The organism is Aeromonas sp. FDAARGOS 1411, from assembly GCF_019047125.1.
GTDB classification, from domain to species: Bacteria; Pseudomonadota; Gammaproteobacteria; order Enterobacterales; family Aeromonadaceae; genus Aeromonas; species Aeromonas veronii.
In genome coordinates this window covers 617,875-633,911 of sequence record NZ_CP077214.1, presented here as the reverse complement: position 1 = coordinate 633,911, position 16,037 = coordinate 617,875, and the positions used below count along the sequence as shown (strand labels likewise).

The following is a 16,037-nucleotide window of genomic DNA, read 5'->3' as shown; positions in this document are numbered from 1 at the left end:
GCAAAAGTCGGCGGTGTGCAGTCATGCCACGCCACACAAACAGCAGAGATGAAAAAGCCGGGAAATCCCGGCTTTTGCTATTGAGGCAACCGGCTCGTGCCGGTCAGCACCTTAGTTGACCTTGAAGGAGCCCTTCATCATGGCGAAGTGGCCGGGGAAGGAGCAGAAGAAGGTGAGATCCTTGCCCGCCAGACCGTCGGTCTTGAAAGTGACGCTGCTGCTCTCGCCGCCGCCGATCAGCTTGGTGTGAGCCAGCACACGGGGATCATCCTTGGGCAGATAGCCGTTCTCGGCCCCGGCGCTCATCCCGGCAGTTGCCACGGTCTGATAGTCGGCGGTGCTGGCCAGCACCCAGTTGTGACCCATGGCGGTCACGGGCAGCTTGCCGGTATGGTTCAGGGTGACCGTCACCTCCTTGCAGGTGGCCGGCACGCTCATCTCTTTGAGGTTGTACTGCATGGCATCATTGCCTTCGATGACCAGTGCACACTCATCCGCCAGCACGGGGGCAGCCAGGGTACTCAGAAACAGCAGGGTAATCGCCTTTTTCATCATCTTCTCCTTTGATTGGCAATGGATGGCAACGACTTGGCGGATGCGGTGAACGCTTCGCAAAGATGCCGTCTAAATCGACCTTCATTTTACTCAATTGTCTTCAATCGGCTATGGCTTTTGGCCAAAGCTGCGGGCCAGGTCACCAGACGGTGCTCTACTCGCCACTCTCTCCCTCACGGATGGACGATACGGCGCTCGGCTGTCACAGGTTCAAAACTGTTTAATTTTTTCTGCCCTTTCCCCTCCGATTGGCCCTATCAGGGCTCGCCCGGCGGGCGCCCCTTGGCTAAGCTAGCGCCTCGATATGAACCTTCTCCAGATGAGAGCGCCGGATGATTGCGATAACCCCCGTGGCGGCCCTGCGCGGCCTGCTGCTGACCCTGCTGCTGGCGCTGGCCGGCTGCCAGCCCACCCCGCCTGCCCAGACCCGTATTCAGGGCAAGACCATGGGCACCTACTATGTGGTGACCCTGAGCGATAGCTACCCCGGTGGGGAGCCCGCCCTCAAAAGCGACGTAGAGAGCCTGCTGGCCCGGATGAACAAGGAGATCTCCACCTACGATCCGGGCTCGCTCATCTCCCGTTTCAATCAGGGGCCCGCCAATACCCCGTTTGCCATCCCGCCAGCCATGGCCATCATAGTCCAGCAGGGGATTGATGCCGGTAAGCTGACCGACGGCAAGCTGGATGTGACCGTGGGGCCACTGGTCAATCTGTGGGGCTTTGGCCCGGACAAACGGCCGGTCAAGCGACCCGATGAGGCGGCCATCGCCGCCGCCCGCCACAAGGTGGGCATCGACAAGCTGACCCTGACCCCGCAGGGGGATCACTTCCTGCTCGAAAAAACGATCCCGGATCTCTATCTCGACCTCTCCACTCTCGGCGAAGGGGCGGCATCGGATGAAATCGCCACCCTGCTCGAGGGGAAGGGGGTACACAACTACCTGATCGAAGTGGCCGGTGCGGTGCGCAGCAAGGGCAACAACAGCAAGGGCTCGCCATGGAAAGTAGCCATCGTCGAACCCTCCGATCAGCCGGGAGCGTTTTCCGATATCGTCATCCCCAACGGCATGGCGCTCAGCACTGCGGGCAGCTATCGCAACTACTACGAGCTGGATGGCCAACGTTACTCCCATATCATCGATCCCGCCACCGGCCAGCCGGTCACCCACAAGCTGGTCTCCGCCAGCGTCATCACCCCGACCGCGCTGGAGGCCGATGCTCTCGATACCGCGCTGATGGTGATGGGGCCTGAAGCGGGGTTGGCATTTGCCAAGCAGCACCAGCTGGCGGTCTATCTCATCATCAAGACCGAACAGGGGTTCAAGGCCGAATACACGCCGCAATTTGCTCACTATCTGGCAGAGAAAAAACGGTGAGTTCAAGGCCCTGGCAACAGGGCCTTTTTCTTTCACTCATCGCGGACAAAAGGCGGACAAACGGAGATGGTTCGCAATCGACAACTTGGCCAATTGCCTCTTCGGGCGCTTTGGTGGCACACTTTCTCCCATCAGCCCGCAGCACCTCGACCCAGACAGATGCAGACACCTGAACAAGAGCCAGAGAAAAAGAGCCCAGCCAAGCCACAACGCATTCTGATGGTCAATGAGCAGCGCTCGTTTCAGGTGATGATGAAGGCGATGCTGCTCAATCTGGGTATCAGCAACATTACCTACTCCAATACCGCCGAGGATGCGCGGCGCCGCTGCCAGAAGGGCAGTTTCGACATCTATCTCATCGATTACGATCTCGGGGTTGGCGAGAATGGCCGCCAGTTGCTCGAGAGCCTGCGCGACAAAGACCTGATCCCGCCCCAAAGCGTGGTGATCATGGTGAGTGGCGACAGCTCCCGCGCCATGGTACTGAGCGCACTGGAAGCCGAGCCCGACGAATACCTGATGAAGCCCTTCTCTCAGGAGCAGTTCTCGTTTCGCTTGAAGCGTGCCCTCGCCCGGCGCAACGCCCTGGCCAGCGTCTTTACCGCGCTGGCTGATGACAATCTGGCAGCCCTCATTACCGCCTGTGCCGAGCGGGCCGATGCGGTGCCCCGTTTTGCCAACTACTGCCGCTGCCTGCAGGCCGATACCCACCTCAAGCTGGGTCAGGCGCAGGAGGCACGCGCCCTGATGCGCCAGCTACTGGCCGGGCAGGAGAACAGCTGGGCCCGCCTGACACTGGGCAAGGCGTGCAACACCCTAGGGCTCCACGAAGAGGCGGTCAGCCATCTGCAGGCGACCCTCAAGAATACCCCGCTGATGGTGGAGGCTCACCTCTGGCTGGCGGAATCCCTGCTGGCCCTTGGCAATGACGAGCAGGCGCAGCAGGAGCTCAGACGGGCGGTGGATATCTCCCCCCAGTCGGTGCAACTCTCCCGTCGGCTGGCGGAGGTGTGCCTGCAGCGCCACGACTACGCCCAGGCCAAGGATGTGCTGATGTCGCTGATCGACCTGTCGCGCAACTCCATTCACCGCACGCCCCATTATCTGGGGGCCTATATCCAGACCCTGACTCTCTACGCCCTCAACAGCAACGACAGCTACCACATCGCCAACCTGCAAAAGCAGGTCAATTCTGCCCTGTCGCGCATCCGCGATTCGCTGATGATGTCGGAGTTCAACTACCCGGTATTCGAGCAGATCTGTCAGGCCCGGGTGCAGATTGCGCTGGGGGAGCTGCTCAAGGGCAAGAAGATGCTCTATCGCGCCAATCAGAACTGGCTCGATGAACCGGCCACCATGCCCCCCGCCCTGCTTGGTGAGACCATCCTCGCCCTCTACCAGCTCGGCGAGTTTGAATATGCCGAAAGCCTGCAAGGGCTGCTGGCGGAGGACGAAGATCGGCTGCTCACCACCTGCATTCAGGCAACCCGCGATGATAAGACGGTGCTGGAGCGGCGTCAGCGCTACCAGCAGCTCAACGATCTGGGGATCAAGGCCTATCAGAGCGGCGAGCTGGAGCAGGCCCTCGGCCATTTTCGCGAGGCCCTGCGCCGCGCCCCCGCCAATACCGGTGCGGCTCTCAACAAGATCCAGGTGCTGCTGCAACTGATGCAGAAAAACCGCAAGAGTCCGGAATTTGGTGCCGAGTGCAAAGACACCCTGGACGTGCTCGACGGCATCCCCCTCAACCCGGCCCAGCAGGAGCGTTTTCGCAAGCTGCGTCAGGAGTTCAACCAGTTCAGCTAAGACCCCGCCGCGTCCCCTTTTCCCCGCCTATGCTGAAACCAGTTCGGCAATGCGAGGGAAACGAAGATGGCGATGTGTCGTTATCTGGTGGCCGATGGCCGCCACTGCAGTGAAGAGGCTGGCGAGCACGATCTCTGCCACTGGCATGATCCCCACCATACCCATCAGGAAGCCCGCAGCGCCGAGGCGCTTGAACAGTACGTTCGCGCTGGCGGACTCTGCCACGGCCTGCAGCTGTCACGGGCCAATCTGGCGGGCCTCAATCTGGTCAACAAGGAGTCCGATCAGGGATTTTTGCTGGAGCAGTGCAACCTCTATCGCGCCAACCTGCGCGGTGGTCACCTCTACGGCCTGCGCATGAAGGGCGGCAGCCTGATGAAAGCCGATCTCAGTGATGCCAACCTCCAGTGCGCTACCCTCGATGACGTCAACCTGCTCGGCATCCGCTGGCACAACACCCGGCTCGACAACATGCAGACCGGCAAACGGGTGATGCAGGATCGCAAGGGGCGCCGCGAACGGGATCCCAAACAGGCGCGCATCTGGTTCAAGGAGGCGGAAGAGACCTACCGGGATCTGCGCAAAGCCTCCGAGGCACAGGGGATCTTCACCATGTCCGGCAACTATATCCAGCAGGAGCTCACCATGCGCCGCCTGCAACTGCCGTTCTGGTCGACCCAGCGCTTCACCTCCTGGGTGGTCGATCTCTTCTGCGGCTATGGCGAGGCCCCGATGCGGGTGGTGCTCTTCTCGTTGCTGCTCATCTTTATCTGCAGCATTTTTTACTTCTTCTGCGGACTGCATTTTCAGGGCGAGCACCTCATCTACCAACCCGGTGCCCCGCTCGAGCAAAATGCCATCTTCCTGCTCGAATGCCTCTACTACAGCGTGGTCACCTTCACCACATTGGGGTACGGCGACTTCACTCCGGTCGGCCTCTCCAGGATCTTTGCCGCCTTTGAAGCCTTTACCGGCAGCTTTACGCTGGCGCTGTTTGTGGTGGTGTTTGTCAAGAAAATGACCCGCTGACGCTTCTCCCTGCCAAGCGGGCCGACCACTGGCGCAGGCCCGCGGCCAAACTTGCATCCACCGCCGATTCCTAGTCCAATAGCCACTTATAAAAATGACATGAGCATCCCGGACATGAAGATCATCTCTTTCAATATCAACGGCCTGCGCGCCCGTTTGCACCAACTGCAAGCCATCATCGACAAGCACCAGCCCGATGTGATCGGCCTGCAGGAGATCAAGGTGCACGATGAAGCCTTCCCGCTGGCCGATGTGGAGGCCATGGGCTATCACGTGGAGTTTCATGGCCAGAAGGCCCACTACGGGGTCGCCATCATGAGCAAGCAGAAGCCGGTCAAGGTGGAGAAAGGCTTCCCCACCGATGACGAAGAGGCCCAGCGCCGGATGATCATGGCCACCTTCGAGCGCGAAGACGGCTCTCTCATCAAGGTGATGAACGGCTACTTCCCGCAGGGTGAAAGCCAGGATCACGAGACCAAGTTCCCGGCCAAGCAGAAGTTTTACGAGGATCTGCAGCACTACCTCGAGACCAACCACACCCCGGACGACCAGCTGGTGCTGATCGGGGATATGAATATCTCCCCCACCGATCTCGACATCGGCATCGGCGAGGCAAACCGCAAGCGCTGGCTGCGGGATGGCAAATGCTCCTTCCTGCCCATCGAGCGCGAATGGATGGAGCGACTGAAAGGGTTCGGCCTGACCGACACCTTCCGCGCCGCCAATCCCACCGAGTGCGAGCGTTTCTCCTGGTTTGACTACCGCTCCAAGGGCTTTGACGAGAACCGCGGCCTGCGCATCGACCTCATCATGGCCTCCGACGCCCTCAAGGACAAGGTGACCGAGACCGGTATCGACTACGAGCTGCGCGGCATCGAGAAACCCTCCGACCACGCCCCCATCTGGGCCTGCTTCGCCTGATGCGGCGCAAGATTAACCGATGAGCCGCGACGAATTCGTAAACTGTGAAGCGGCTCGCGGTTGCCTGCGATAAAAGGGCGTAAAAAACCCATCCAGACAAGGTGCCTTATGGCACCTTATTTTTTGCAGCAAGGAGTGGCTGGCGTGATACGGTTACGAAGAGCCCGGGCCCGGGATGAACATCCCCGAAGCCCCCGCCCAAATCGGAAAAGTCAGACTTTTTTCGTCAATCGGCAACCCTAATTGTCACTTTGAGAAGGTTGTGTTCAAGGTTGCCGCCCTATCATCTCCCATTCCAATCATAAAGAAGTTGTTTTTTTAATCATGAAGTTAATGATGTATATGGAGAAACATGCTGAACGCAGCAGCCGAAATCGATCCAACAGGAGTGTGATGATGAAGGTGCCCAATGCCGGAAGAGAGGTTTACAAACGCAGCTTGCTGACCCTGGCGCTGATCAGTGGTCTGAGCGCCTGTGGCGGCGAGACGACCCAAACGGCCCAGACCATGCCCGCCGTCCCTGTGGTGGTCGCCGAGGTCAAGCTGACCGATGTGCCGCTCACCACCGAGATGGTGGGAGAGACCGCCGGTTTTCGCGAGATCGATGTGCGCTCTCGGGTCAGTGGCATCCTGCTCAAGCGCACTTATGTGGAAGGCCAGCCGGTTACCGCCGGTCAGGAGCTGTTTCTGATTGACCCGGAGCCCTACAAGGTGGCACTGGAGCAGGCCAAAGGGACTTTGGCTCAGGAGCAGGCCCGTCTCAACAAGGCCCGTGCCGATCGGGATCGCATCATTCCCCTCTTCAAGCGTCAGGTGGTCAGTCGCAAGGACTATGACGACACCATCGCCAACTACGAAGCGGCCATCGCCAGCCATCAGGCCGCTCAGGCCAAGGTGAAAGAGGCGGAGCTCAACCTCAGCTACACCCAGGTGACCGCCCCCATCAACGGCATGGCGAGCAAGAGCTCCCAGTCCGAGGGGAGCCTTATCTCCACCAGCGGCGACAACGGCCTGCTCACTACCATCACCCAGTTTGATCCGCTCTACGTCAACTTCTCCTACTCGGAGCAGGATCGCCTCAACTTCGAAAACTCGGTAAAGAAAGGGGTGATTGAGGCGAAGGATGCCACCACCTGGCGCACCCATATCCGTCTGGCCGATGGCTCCCTCTACCCGGAGGCGGGCAAGCTCAACTTCTCCGACAACCGGGTCGATCCCCAGACCGGCACCATCCGTGCCCGTGCCATCTTCGACAACAAGGACGGCGTACTACTGCCCGGCCAGTTTGTCCGCATGACCATCGATCTGGGCCTGCGCAAAAACGCCATCGTGGTGCCGCCGCGCGCCATCGTCCAGTCCCAGGCTGACCGCATGGTGATGGTGGTCGATGCCGACAACAAGGTGGTGCCCCGTCCGGTGACCCTGGGCGCGGCAGTCGACTCCGGCGTGCTGATCGAGAGCGGCCTGCAGGCTGGTGAGCGCTATATCGTCGAAGGCTTGATGAAGGCTCGCCCCGGCAACCTGGTAAAACCTGTCTCTGCCGACGAGATGAAGGCGATCACCGGCAAGGTGGTCAGCCAGTCTGCGGCCAAGTAAGGAGCCCGTATGTTTTCCAAGTTCTTCATAGAACGCCCCATCTTCGCCAGCGTGATTTCGATCATTATCGTGCTGGGCGGGTTGGCGGCGATGCGGGCGCTCCCCATCGAGCAATATCCCCAGATCACCCCGCCTGTGGTCTCGGTCACGGCGTTTTATCCGGGCGCAACCCCGGAGGTGATCTCCCAGACCGTGGCTGCGCCGCTGGAGCAGCAGATCAACGGCGTCGAGCGGATGATCTACATGCAATCGGGGTCGGCCTCCAACGGCCAGATGAACCTCAACGTCTACTTCGAGATCGGCACCGACCCGGATCAGGCCACCATCAACGTCAACAACCGGGTCTCGGCCGCCATGGCCCAGCTGCCGGAAGAGGTGAAAAAGCAGGGGGTGACGGTCAAGAAGAAATCGACCTCCATCCTGCAGGTGGTCACCCTCCAGTCGCCGAACGGCTCGTTTGATACCACCTATCTGTCGAATTACGCCCTGCTCAACATCATCGACGAGCTCAAGCGGATTCCCGGCATCGGTGATACCACCTTGTTTGGCGGTACTGACTACGCCATGCGTATCTGGCTGCGACCGGATCGACTGGCCCAGCTCGAGCTCACCCCGAGCGACGTGATCGGCGCCATTCGCGAGCAGAATACCCAGTTCGCGGCAGGCAAGATCGGTGCCCAACCCACCACGGCCCCCATCGACTTCACCTACACGGTGCAGACCAAGGGGCGCCTTGAGGATGTGAAGGAGTTCCAGAACATCATCGTCCGCTCCATGCCCGATGGTTCCAAGATCCGGGTCCGCGATGTCGCCCGGGTCGAGCTGGGGGGCAAGGATTATGATCTGGTCGCCCGCGCCAACGGCAAACCGGCCATCGGTATTGCCACCTATCTGCAACCGGGCGCCAACGCCGTCGCGGTTGCCGATGCGGTACATGCCACCATGGAGCGACTCAAGGAGCGCTTCCCGCAGGATATCGAGTACCAGATCCCCTATGACACCACCGAGTTCGTGAAGATCTCCATCGAAGAGGTGGTACACACCCTGTTCGAGGCGATCGTGCTGGTGTTCGTGGTGGTCTACCTGTTCCTGCAAAACTTCCGCGCCACCCTGATCCCCTGTATCGCGGTGCCGGTGTCGCTCATCGGGACCTTCGCCGGCATGCTGGTGCTCGGTTTCTCCATCAACCTGCTGACCCTGTTCGGCATGGTGCTTGCCATCGGTATCGTGGTGGATGACGCCATCGTGGTGCTCGAAAACGTCGAGCGGATCATGAGCGAGAAGAAGTGCTCCGCCAAGGAGGCTGCCATCCTCGCCATGCAGGAGGTCTCCGGTCCGGTGGTCGCCATCGTGCTGGTGCTCTGCGCCGTGTTCCTGCCGGTCGCCTTTATGGGCGGCATGACAGGGGTGATGTACAAGCAGTTCGCCATCACGGTCGCGGTCTCGGTCGCCATCTCAGGTCTGGTGGCACTGACTCTCTCTCCGGCCTTGTGCGCCGTATTGCTGAAAGAGGGACACCACAAACCGGCCCGCTTCTTCGTCTGGTTCAACGATAAATTTGACCAGCTGACCCGCGGCTATGTACGCGGTGTGGCCTTCCTGAACCGTCGGGTGGGGGTCGCCTTTGCCATCATCGGCGTGCTGATCCTCTCCATCTACGGCCTCTTCCTGAAAGTGCCGGGCGAACTGGTACCGAACGAAGATCAGGGCTACCTCATCTCCGCCGTCATGCTGCCGGATGCGGCCGCGATGAGCCGGACCCAGGCGGTGGCAGATCAGTTCGACAAGATCGCCATGGCCAACCCCCATGTGAAGGATGTGATCACCTTCTCGGGCTTTGACATTCTCTCCAATGCCATCATCAGCAACAGCGGCATGACCTTCATTACCCTGAAGGACTGGAGCGAGCGTCAGGGGGCCGGACAGGACTCCTTCTCGCTGGCCAAGACCTTCCAGGGCTTGAGCCTGATGGGGCTGGCGGATGGCTTTGTCGCCTCCTTCAACCCGCCTCCCATTCAGGGGATGTCCACCACAGGTGGCCTTGAGGCCTATCTGCAAAACCGTGGCACCGGCAACGCCCAGGCCTTCTCCGGCGAAGTACAACGCTTCCTCGAAGCGGCCAAGGCGCGCCCTGAGTTTGCCAGCGTCACCAGCACCTATCGCGCCAACGTGCCGCAGGTCTATCTGGACCTGGATCGCGAAAAAGCCAAGGCGCTGGGGCTGCCGATCAACGCGGTGTTCGACACCATGCAGGCCACCTTCGGCCAGGTCTATGTCAACGACTTCAACCAGTTCGGCCGTACCTACCGGGTGCAGTTGCAGTCCGAGGCCGACTACCGCGCCAAGAAGAGCGACATCCGCAACGTCTATGTCCGCTCCGACAAGGGGGAGATGATCCCGCTCAGCAGTCTGGTGACGGTGCGTGATGCCACCGGCCCCGAACTGGTCGAACGCTTCAACATCTTCCAGGCCGCCAAGATCATGGCCCAGCCCGCCCCAGGCTACAGCTCGGGTCAGGCCATCGCCGCGCTGGAAGAGGTCGCCAATGAGGCTCTTGGCAACGACGCCAAACTGGAGTGGACCGGCTCCGCCTATCAGGAGAAAGCGGCCGCAGGCAGCGCAGGCATGGCCTTTGGTTTCGGTATCGTGATGATCTTCCTCATTCTGGCCGCCCAGTATGAACGCTGGAGCCTGCCGTTTGCGGTGATCACCGCCGTACCGTTCGCCCTGTTCGGTGCCCTGCTCGCCACCTGGCTGGTGGGGCTGACTAACAACGTCTACTTCCAGATCGGGCTGGTGACCCTAGTCGGCCTTGCCGCCAAGAACGCCATCCTGATCGTGGAGTTTGCGGTGATGAAGCACGAAGAGGGGATGAGCCTCATCGAGTCGGCACTGGAGGCGGCGCGCCTGCGTTTCCGTCCCATCGTGATGACCTCGCTCGCCTTCATCCTCGGCTGTGTGCCGTTGGTCACCTCCAGCGGGGCCGGTGCGGCAAGCCGTCACGCCCTCGGCTGGCCGGTCATCGGCGGCATGCTGGCGGCCACCTTTATCGCTATCTTCTTTATCCCGCTTTTCTTCCGCCTCATCATGAGAGGATCGGAAAAAAAGGCCTGACTATTCCGGTAAAGCTCACCAAGCCCCTCCCTCACGGAGGGGCTTTTTTATGTCACTCCGTTACATCGCAAACAGATAGGCCTTCATCGCCTTGAGACGCACGGTAGCCGCACCGATGATGTCGATAAAGCCAAGCAGCGGATGGGGTTTATGTGCCGAAATCCAGGCTGAGCCGGTTGCCCCAATTGGCAGGTCCACACCGTCCGGCACCAGCATGTCGAGTACCACTGTCCGGCCATGGTTCGACATGTTGTTGCCCACATGCTGCCGTACATCTTGATCCCCCTGCGCAACACTCATCTGGGCCTCCCCCGTACCAGTAAGTACTGAGTGCACCCGTGCCCGAAAGATGCGCCCGGGATAGGCATCTACATAAAACTCGGCAAACTGGCCTGGTGCTATGTTGCGAAAACTCTGATCCGGAATGCGAAACTCCAGAAACTTGCGAGAAGTGTCGTATAGGTGCATGTTGCCGGTACGGGAACCGCTGGCAATATTGACTATCGAGACCAGGCCATCAAACGGAGCCCTGATCACCTTCTCTTCATTCCGTCGCTCCTGCAAGGCCAGCTCTGTCTCTAGATTCAACACCTGAGCTTCAATCGCCTGAACCTTCGCTTCACTGGCACTCAGTTGCGCCAGATCGCCATCAATTTGGGTCTGCAGCTGGTCACGGCTCTGAATACTGGCAAAGTTACCCAACTGGGTCAGCCGAGCCAATTCCTTGTGATTGAGGTTCAGTCGTGACTGGATCGCTCGCTGCTGGCTTACCTCTGACGCCACCTGGGCATGCTGGGCGTCAATCTGATAGCTCAACGCCTGAGACTTACCGTTACTCTCCCAGTCCGCAAGACTATAAATGGGCTGACCACGCGCAACGCGCTGATTATGCGCAACATAAATCTGATCTATCTGATGAAACTGGTTGATGCCTAGTAATGGTCCCAACACCGCATGAGGCGCCTTGACCGTCGCCGAATCGGTAAAATCCACCGGAGCCAAATGGCGAGAGGTAGTCAACAACCCAAGCGCCAATAACGCGCCAATTGCGGTACTCCAAAAACCCGTTTTTAGGTTCCAAGGCAATATGTTCAGCTTGACCAGCAACCAGACGATCAGGATATAGGGCAGCAGGATCTCTTTCATGATGCCTCCCCCTCATGACGGCCACGTCGAATACCATGGCCGATAATAAGGCTCATCCGCTCGCTCAGCACATCCCAACGGGCAAAGGCGATGATAACGGCAAGCACCCACCAGGTCTTGTCGATAAACAGTCCGCACAAGGAGAGCGCAAACACCAGGGTGATATGCACCGACTCAGACACCTTGGCACGATGCACAGCGATCTCATGCAGTTGCCACAGCAGATAGACCAGATAGAGGACCACATAGAGAGTGATCACAGTAATCACCCCCATAAAGATCTCGGAATCAAGCAGTACCATGATGGCTGGCAAAGCATGGTTGAACTTGGTCGCCTCAATTGGATCGATGTGGGCACCTTTCGAGAAAAAGAGAACCAGAGCAACCGTGACCAATATAAACGTCAGGCGCCAAAGCCACCGCGCTAACGCAGAGGTTGATTGTGATGACATTTGATGTTGTTCCTTGAGTAACGGATGAGCAAACAAGTGGGCCTCACGAGCCACCCAGCTAATAACGCGCCGGATCGGCGCGACGGGCAGGATGAAGAAGCCCCCAACCAGTGAAGGCTTGCAAGGCTCACAACTCAGAACTGGTGTTGCACACCGATGTTGAAGAAGTTCAGGTAGCTGTTGTTGTAGCTGCCGGACAAGTGCGGGCGACCGATCCCGTCCTGATCCACTGGCATATCACCCAGCCAAGCCAGGGTATAGCTGGCTTCCACCTTGGTGGCTGGGCTCAACTGATAACTGGCCCCCAGACCCCAGCGCCAACCAGAACCTACTGGAAGCATCACAGTACGGTACTCATCACTCACGGCACTACTGTCATAGCCTATTCCGCTGCTCAAACGCAGTGCAGGGGTGACATCAACCTGTGCCCCCAGGCTGGCATGCCATGTATCCTTGTAATTCATATCAATGGTTTGGCTGCCCATGGCAGATGCCACATCGATATCGCCAAAACGGGACCACTGCTGCCAGTTGGCACTGGCCAGCAAGGCCCACTGGTCGTTGAGCTGGTGATAGCCACTTAGCGTAATGGTCTGCGGAATCATGATCTCGACCCCTAGACCTGCCACATCAGCACGTGGGAAGAGCTGATCTTCCAGCTCCCACTTCAGTTCGGAGAAGTAGCTCAGGCCGATACGGGAGTGCTGATCCAGCTCGTAAAGTACCCCGAAGGAGGCGCCATACGCCCAGTCGCTGTTGGAGAATTCCCGCCCTTCCCCCATCCCGGACGTCAGATCCACAGAGGCTTCCAGCGAACCATTCATGGCGATCAGGCTGGCTCCCACTGACCAATTTGAGTCAATGCGGTACGCCAGACTCGGAGCGAAGGCGATGCCGGTCAGCTTGGCCGACTGGGTATAACCACGACCATCCCAGCCATCGCCATAATCGATACCCAGACCGTGACTGCCAAAGACGCCGATACCTGCGACCCCTTGATCGTCGATGGCATGAGTCAGATAGAGACTGCCGAGCGGCGCGGTCTGCAGGGCATTTCCACCGTTGTTACCGCCGTTGTCCAGTTCCAGCTCAAGATCGCCGTATACCACACCGCCATTGACCTGCAACTGGGTACCTTCCAGTTTGGTCATACCGGCCGGGTTGCTTGCGATAGTATCTGCCCCTTGGGCACGGGCGGCAGACCCTGCGTTGGCCAGCGCACTGTTGGCAGTGCTGGTCTCGTAGAGGGCAAGGCCGCCAGCCATGGCTGATGGACTCAGCAAAGCGGCAAGCATCAGCGACAGCAGTCGTGGCTGCATTTCAATACTCCTGAATAGTGAACATTGTGAGCACCCGGCAAGGTGTGCTGCTCAAAAACACGGTTTGACTCTTTGATTGTCAGCATCCGGGAGACCTGCGGCTTTATACTGCTCGCTCATGGCGTCACGGGATGGATAAGGTCGGCAAGCACTCCTGCCGCAATCATTTATGCCGGAGCAAAAGAGTGAACCATCACGCCATCGTGGTAACTGACAGGGGGCATCCTAACGGGATGAGGGGCATGCTTCATTAGGGTTTGGCATACGCAATGGTTAAGCATTGCTTAAATATCCCCCCCCCAACACAGCACCTCTATTACATCACCGGCGCCATTGACCTTCACCTCGTGGCAAGGTTTACAGTCCCGCCATCTGCTCCCGAAGGATGCCCGGATTGTCACTCACCCAGCTTGCTGCAAGATTGCCCTCTGTTGCTCTGGCCCGGCTATTGCTGGCGCTGCTGCTCGTCTGCAATCTGACTCTCTGCATCAGCTGGCATGGTTCTCCCCTCTCCTCCGAGCCGACCCCAAGCAGCGCCCAGTCGATGGTGATGTTCGATTCATCCATGGCGATGGCGGATGGCGATATCTCTCATGCAATGCCTGCTATGGATCACCCGGGCGATGTCATGCCTCTCTCCTGCCATCAGGGAGACGAGGGGTCAGCCATGGGCGATGAGTGCCAGATGCAGACAGGCATCAATGCCCCCTCCTTCGGCGCGATGACTCTGCTGGGTGTACTGGTCGCTCTGCTGCTCTTTCCCTTGCTACTTGGCAACAACGTCGCAGCGTCACTGCTTGATAACTGGTTGCGGGATCCCTTCCTGCGATCGCGCGGTACTCACCCTCCCTCCTGGCCGCGCCGACATCTGATGCTGTCGGTGTTACGCCACTAGAAAGTCCTTCTCTTGCGGCACAGGCAAGCTTCAACTTGCCCGTTCTCTGCCGCCTTGCCTGACCCTGTGCCCCGGCCAAACCGGTCCGCTCACAGGGAGCCGTGCGCACTGATACAGTTGCGCCCCGTTTGCCGCCAGCCCCTTTGGTGATGCCTTGCACCTCACCCGACCGGCGGCCTGCAAAAGAGAAGACGTATTATGTCACCAGCCCACTTTTCACCGTCCAAGGTTGCTGCCTGCGCGGACGCCTTATCCTCCTGCACTTTCTGCATGCAGATCCGCGCCGGAGGCCAGTCATGAACAAGACCATCCTGATGTCGGCCCTGCTACTTGCCCTTGGCGCTGGTGGCGGCTACTGGGCCGCCAAACAGACCTCCGATCGCGCCAGCGCCAAAGAGAAGACGCCCCTTTACTGGGTCAACCCCATGGATCCCCGCGACAAGCGCGACGGCCCGGCCAAGGACAACATGGGGATGGACTTTATCCCCGTCTATGAGGAAAAACAGGGCGGCTCACCGGGCACCGTCACCATCAGCCCCGAGATCCAGCAGAACCTGGGGGTGCGGCTCGCCAAGGTGGAGAAGCTGCCTATCCACCAGCAGATCGAGACGGTGGGCTATGTCGGGTATGACGAGGATCGGCTGGAGGCAGTCAACGCCCGCATGGCGGGCTGGATCCGCACCCTCGCCATCAAGAGCGAAGGGCAGCAGGTGAGCAAGGGGAGCCTTATTTACGAGCTCTACGCCCCGGATCTGGTCAACGCCCAGCACGAATACCTGCTGGCCCTCAACACTGCCAACCCGCTGCTGCTGCGCGCCGCCGAAGGCAAGCTCAAGTCCCTGCAGGTACCGGCAGATCAGATAGCGGCCCTCAAGCGCACCCGTCAGGTGCAGGAGACGGTGCGTTTCTATGCCCCCAGCAGCGGTTATGTCTCCGAGCTGAAGGTGCGAGAAGGCCAGTATGTGGAGCCTGCCGCGGCCCTCTTTAACATCAGCACCCTCAAGCAGGTGTGGGTGAGTGCAGAGGTGTTCGAGCGCCAGGCCGCCCAGCTGAAGGTGGGGGATCCGGTCACCATGACCCTCGACTATGCCCCCGGCCGCAGTTGGCAAGGTAAGGTGGATTACCTCTACCCGACTCTGGATGCCACCACCCGTACCCTCAAGGTACGGCTGCGCTTCGCCAACCCGGACGAGTTTTTGAAACCCAATATGTTCGCCAAGGTGACCATTCAGGCGGGCAAGGGAGAGCCGCAATTGGTGGTGCCGAGCGAAGCGGTGATCCGCACCGGCAGTCAGGACCGGCTGGTGCTGGCGCTGGGGGATGGCAGCTTCAAGTCGGTGGCCGTCACTCTGGGCCCCCAGTTTGGCGACAAGGTGGCCATCAAGGCTGGGGTAGAGGCGGGGGATAACATCGTCAGCTCTGCCCAGTTCCTGCTCGACTCCGAGTCGGCCATCGATTCGGACTTCCAGCGCATGACGGCGGTGCGCCCTGCCCAGGTGTGGACTCAGGGCGAGGTTGAAAGCATCGATCTGGCCAAACGTACCCTGATGGTCTCCCACCAGCCCATCCCCGAGTGGCAGTGGCCCGCCATGGAGATGGAGTTCACCGTCGCCGACGGGGTCGATATCAGCAAGCTGGTCGAGGGGCAGACCCTGCACCTGCAGGTAATGCAGGAGGGGGATGAGTACCGCATCACCAACATCCATCAGGAGAAGGCCCCGGCCAGCGGCCACGCTCCGGAGCAGGCAAAAGATGAGATGGAAGGGATGGACCATAGCCAACATCAGATGGCGATGCCCGAGGTGGAGAAGAAATCATGATCCCT

General features: G+C 59.6%; 12 protein-coding genes. 8 read left to right on the top strand and 4 right to left on the bottom strand.

Annotated features, from left to right (window positions below):
• Positions 1–111 precede the first annotated feature (111 nt).
• Positions 112–552 (bottom strand): azurin, encoded by a 441-nt coding sequence (azu, locus tag I6L41_RS02805; RefSeq protein WP_005337768.1) that lies wholly within the window; start codon positions 550–552, stop codon positions 112–114.
• Between the two features lie 335 nt (positions 553–887).
• Here azu and I6L41_RS02800 point away from each other — a divergent pair, with 335 nt between their 5' ends.
• The 6 genes from I6L41_RS02800 (at position 888) to I6L41_RS02775 (ending at position 10,400) form a co-directional block, all read left to right on the top strand.
• A complete protein-coding gene (locus I6L41_RS02800; RefSeq protein WP_202003486.1) occupies positions 888–1,934 on the top strand; it encodes an FAD:protein FMN transferase in 1,047 nt (348 codons plus the stop codon).
• 159 nt (positions 1,935–2,093) lie between these two features.
• Positions 2,094–3,740, top strand: a complete 1,647-nt coding sequence (locus I6L41_RS02795; RefSeq protein ID WP_005361691.1) for a tetratricopeptide repeat-containing response regulator — start codon at positions 2,094–2,096, stop codon at positions 3,738–3,740.
• 66 nt (positions 3,741–3,806) lie between these two features.
• On the top strand, positions 3,807–4,769 hold the full coding sequence (locus I6L41_RS02790) for an ion channel (RefSeq protein ID WP_069555464.1): 963 nt from the start codon (positions 3,807–3,809) through the stop codon (positions 4,767–4,769).
• Between the two features lie 114 nt (positions 4,770–4,883).
• Positions 4,884–5,690 (top strand): exodeoxyribonuclease III, encoded by an 807-nt coding sequence (gene xthA, locus I6L41_RS02785; RefSeq protein WP_005337776.1) that lies wholly within the window; start codon positions 4,884–4,886, stop codon positions 5,688–5,690.
• A 396-nt stretch (positions 5,691–6,086) separates the two neighbouring features.
• A complete protein-coding gene (locus I6L41_RS02780) occupies positions 6,087–7,286 on the top strand; it encodes an efflux RND transporter periplasmic adaptor subunit (RefSeq protein ID WP_216963804.1) in 1,200 nt (399 codons plus the stop codon).
• Between the two features lie 9 nt (positions 7,287–7,295).
• Positions 7,296–10,400, top strand: a complete 3,105-nt coding sequence (locus tag I6L41_RS02775; protein ID WP_216961856.1) for an efflux RND transporter permease subunit — start codon at positions 7,296–7,298, stop codon at positions 10,398–10,400.
• Between the two features lie 60 nt (positions 10,401–10,460).
• Here I6L41_RS02775 and I6L41_RS02770 read toward each other — a convergent pair whose 3' ends face one another.
• The 3 genes from I6L41_RS02770 to I6L41_RS02760 form a co-directional block, all read right to left on the bottom strand.
• Positions 10,461–11,546, bottom strand: a complete 1,086-nt coding sequence (locus I6L41_RS02770) for an HlyD family secretion protein (protein ID WP_216961854.1) — start codon at positions 11,544–11,546, stop codon at positions 10,461–10,463.
• On the bottom strand, positions 11,543–11,848 hold the full coding sequence (locus I6L41_RS02765) for a hypothetical protein (RefSeq protein ID WP_021231217.1): 306 nt from the start codon (positions 11,846–11,848) through the stop codon (positions 11,543–11,545). Before I6L41_RS02765 ends, I6L41_RS02770 begins: the two co-directional genes overlap by 4 nt.
• Positions 11,849–12,132: 284 nt before the next feature.
• The gene (locus I6L41_RS02760) at positions 12,133–13,317 is read right to left on the bottom strand and encodes an OmpP1/FadL family transporter (protein ID WP_216961851.1); all 1,185 of its coding nucleotides are present in this window, start codon (positions 13,315–13,317) and stop codon (positions 12,133–12,135) included.
• A gap of 394 nt (positions 13,318–13,711) precedes the next feature.
• Here I6L41_RS02760 and I6L41_RS02755 point away from each other — a divergent pair, with 394 nt between their 5' ends.
• Together I6L41_RS02755 and I6L41_RS02750 are read left to right on the top strand one after the other, a co-directional pair.
• The gene (locus I6L41_RS02755) at positions 13,712–14,212 is read left to right on the top strand and encodes a hypothetical protein (protein ID WP_088869352.1); all 501 of its coding nucleotides are present in this window, start codon (positions 13,712–13,714) and stop codon (positions 14,210–14,212) included.
• A gap of 296 nt (positions 14,213–14,508) precedes the next feature.
• On the top strand, positions 14,509–16,032 hold the full coding sequence (locus I6L41_RS02750; protein ID WP_216961847.1) for an efflux RND transporter periplasmic adaptor subunit: 1,524 nt from the start codon (positions 14,509–14,511) through the stop codon (positions 16,030–16,032).
• Positions 16,033–16,037 lie beyond the last annotated feature (5 nt).

Coding starts and splice junctions, on each gene's coding strand:
- azu (WP_005337768.1), bottom strand. CDS start 552: ATGAAAAAGGCGATTACCCTGCTGTTTCTGAGTACCCTGGCTGCCCCC.
- I6L41_RS02800 (WP_202003486.1), top strand. CDS start 888: ATGATTGCGATAACCCCCGTGGCGGCCCTGCGCGGCCTGCTGCTGACC.
- I6L41_RS02795 (WP_005361691.1), top strand. CDS start 2,094: ATGCAGACACCTGAACAAGAGCCAGAGAAAAAGAGCCCAGCCAAGCCA.
- I6L41_RS02790 (WP_069555464.1), top strand. CDS start 3,807: ATGGCGATGTGTCGTTATCTGGTGGCCGATGGCCGCCACTGCAGTGAA.
- xthA (WP_005337776.1), top strand. CDS start 4,884: ATGAAGATCATCTCTTTCAATATCAACGGCCTGCGCGCCCGTTTGCAC.
- I6L41_RS02780 (WP_216963804.1), top strand. CDS start 6,087: ATGAAGGTGCCCAATGCCGGAAGAGAGGTTTACAAACGCAGCTTGCTG.
- I6L41_RS02775 (WP_216961856.1), top strand. CDS start 7,296: ATGTTTTCCAAGTTCTTCATAGAACGCCCCATCTTCGCCAGCGTGATT.
- I6L41_RS02770 (WP_216961854.1), bottom strand. CDS start 11,546: ATGAAAGAGATCCTGCTGCCCTATATCCTGATCGTCTGGTTGCTGGTC.
- I6L41_RS02765 (WP_021231217.1), bottom strand. CDS start 11,848: ATGGTACTGCTTGATTCCGAGATCTTTATGGGGGTGATTACTGTGATC.
- I6L41_RS02760 (WP_216961851.1), bottom strand. CDS start 13,317: ATGCAGCCACGACTGCTGTCGCTGATGCTTGCCGCTTTGCTGAGTCCA.
- I6L41_RS02750 (WP_216961847.1), top strand. CDS start 14,509: ATGAACAAGACCATCCTGATGTCGGCCCTGCTACTTGCCCTTGGCGCT.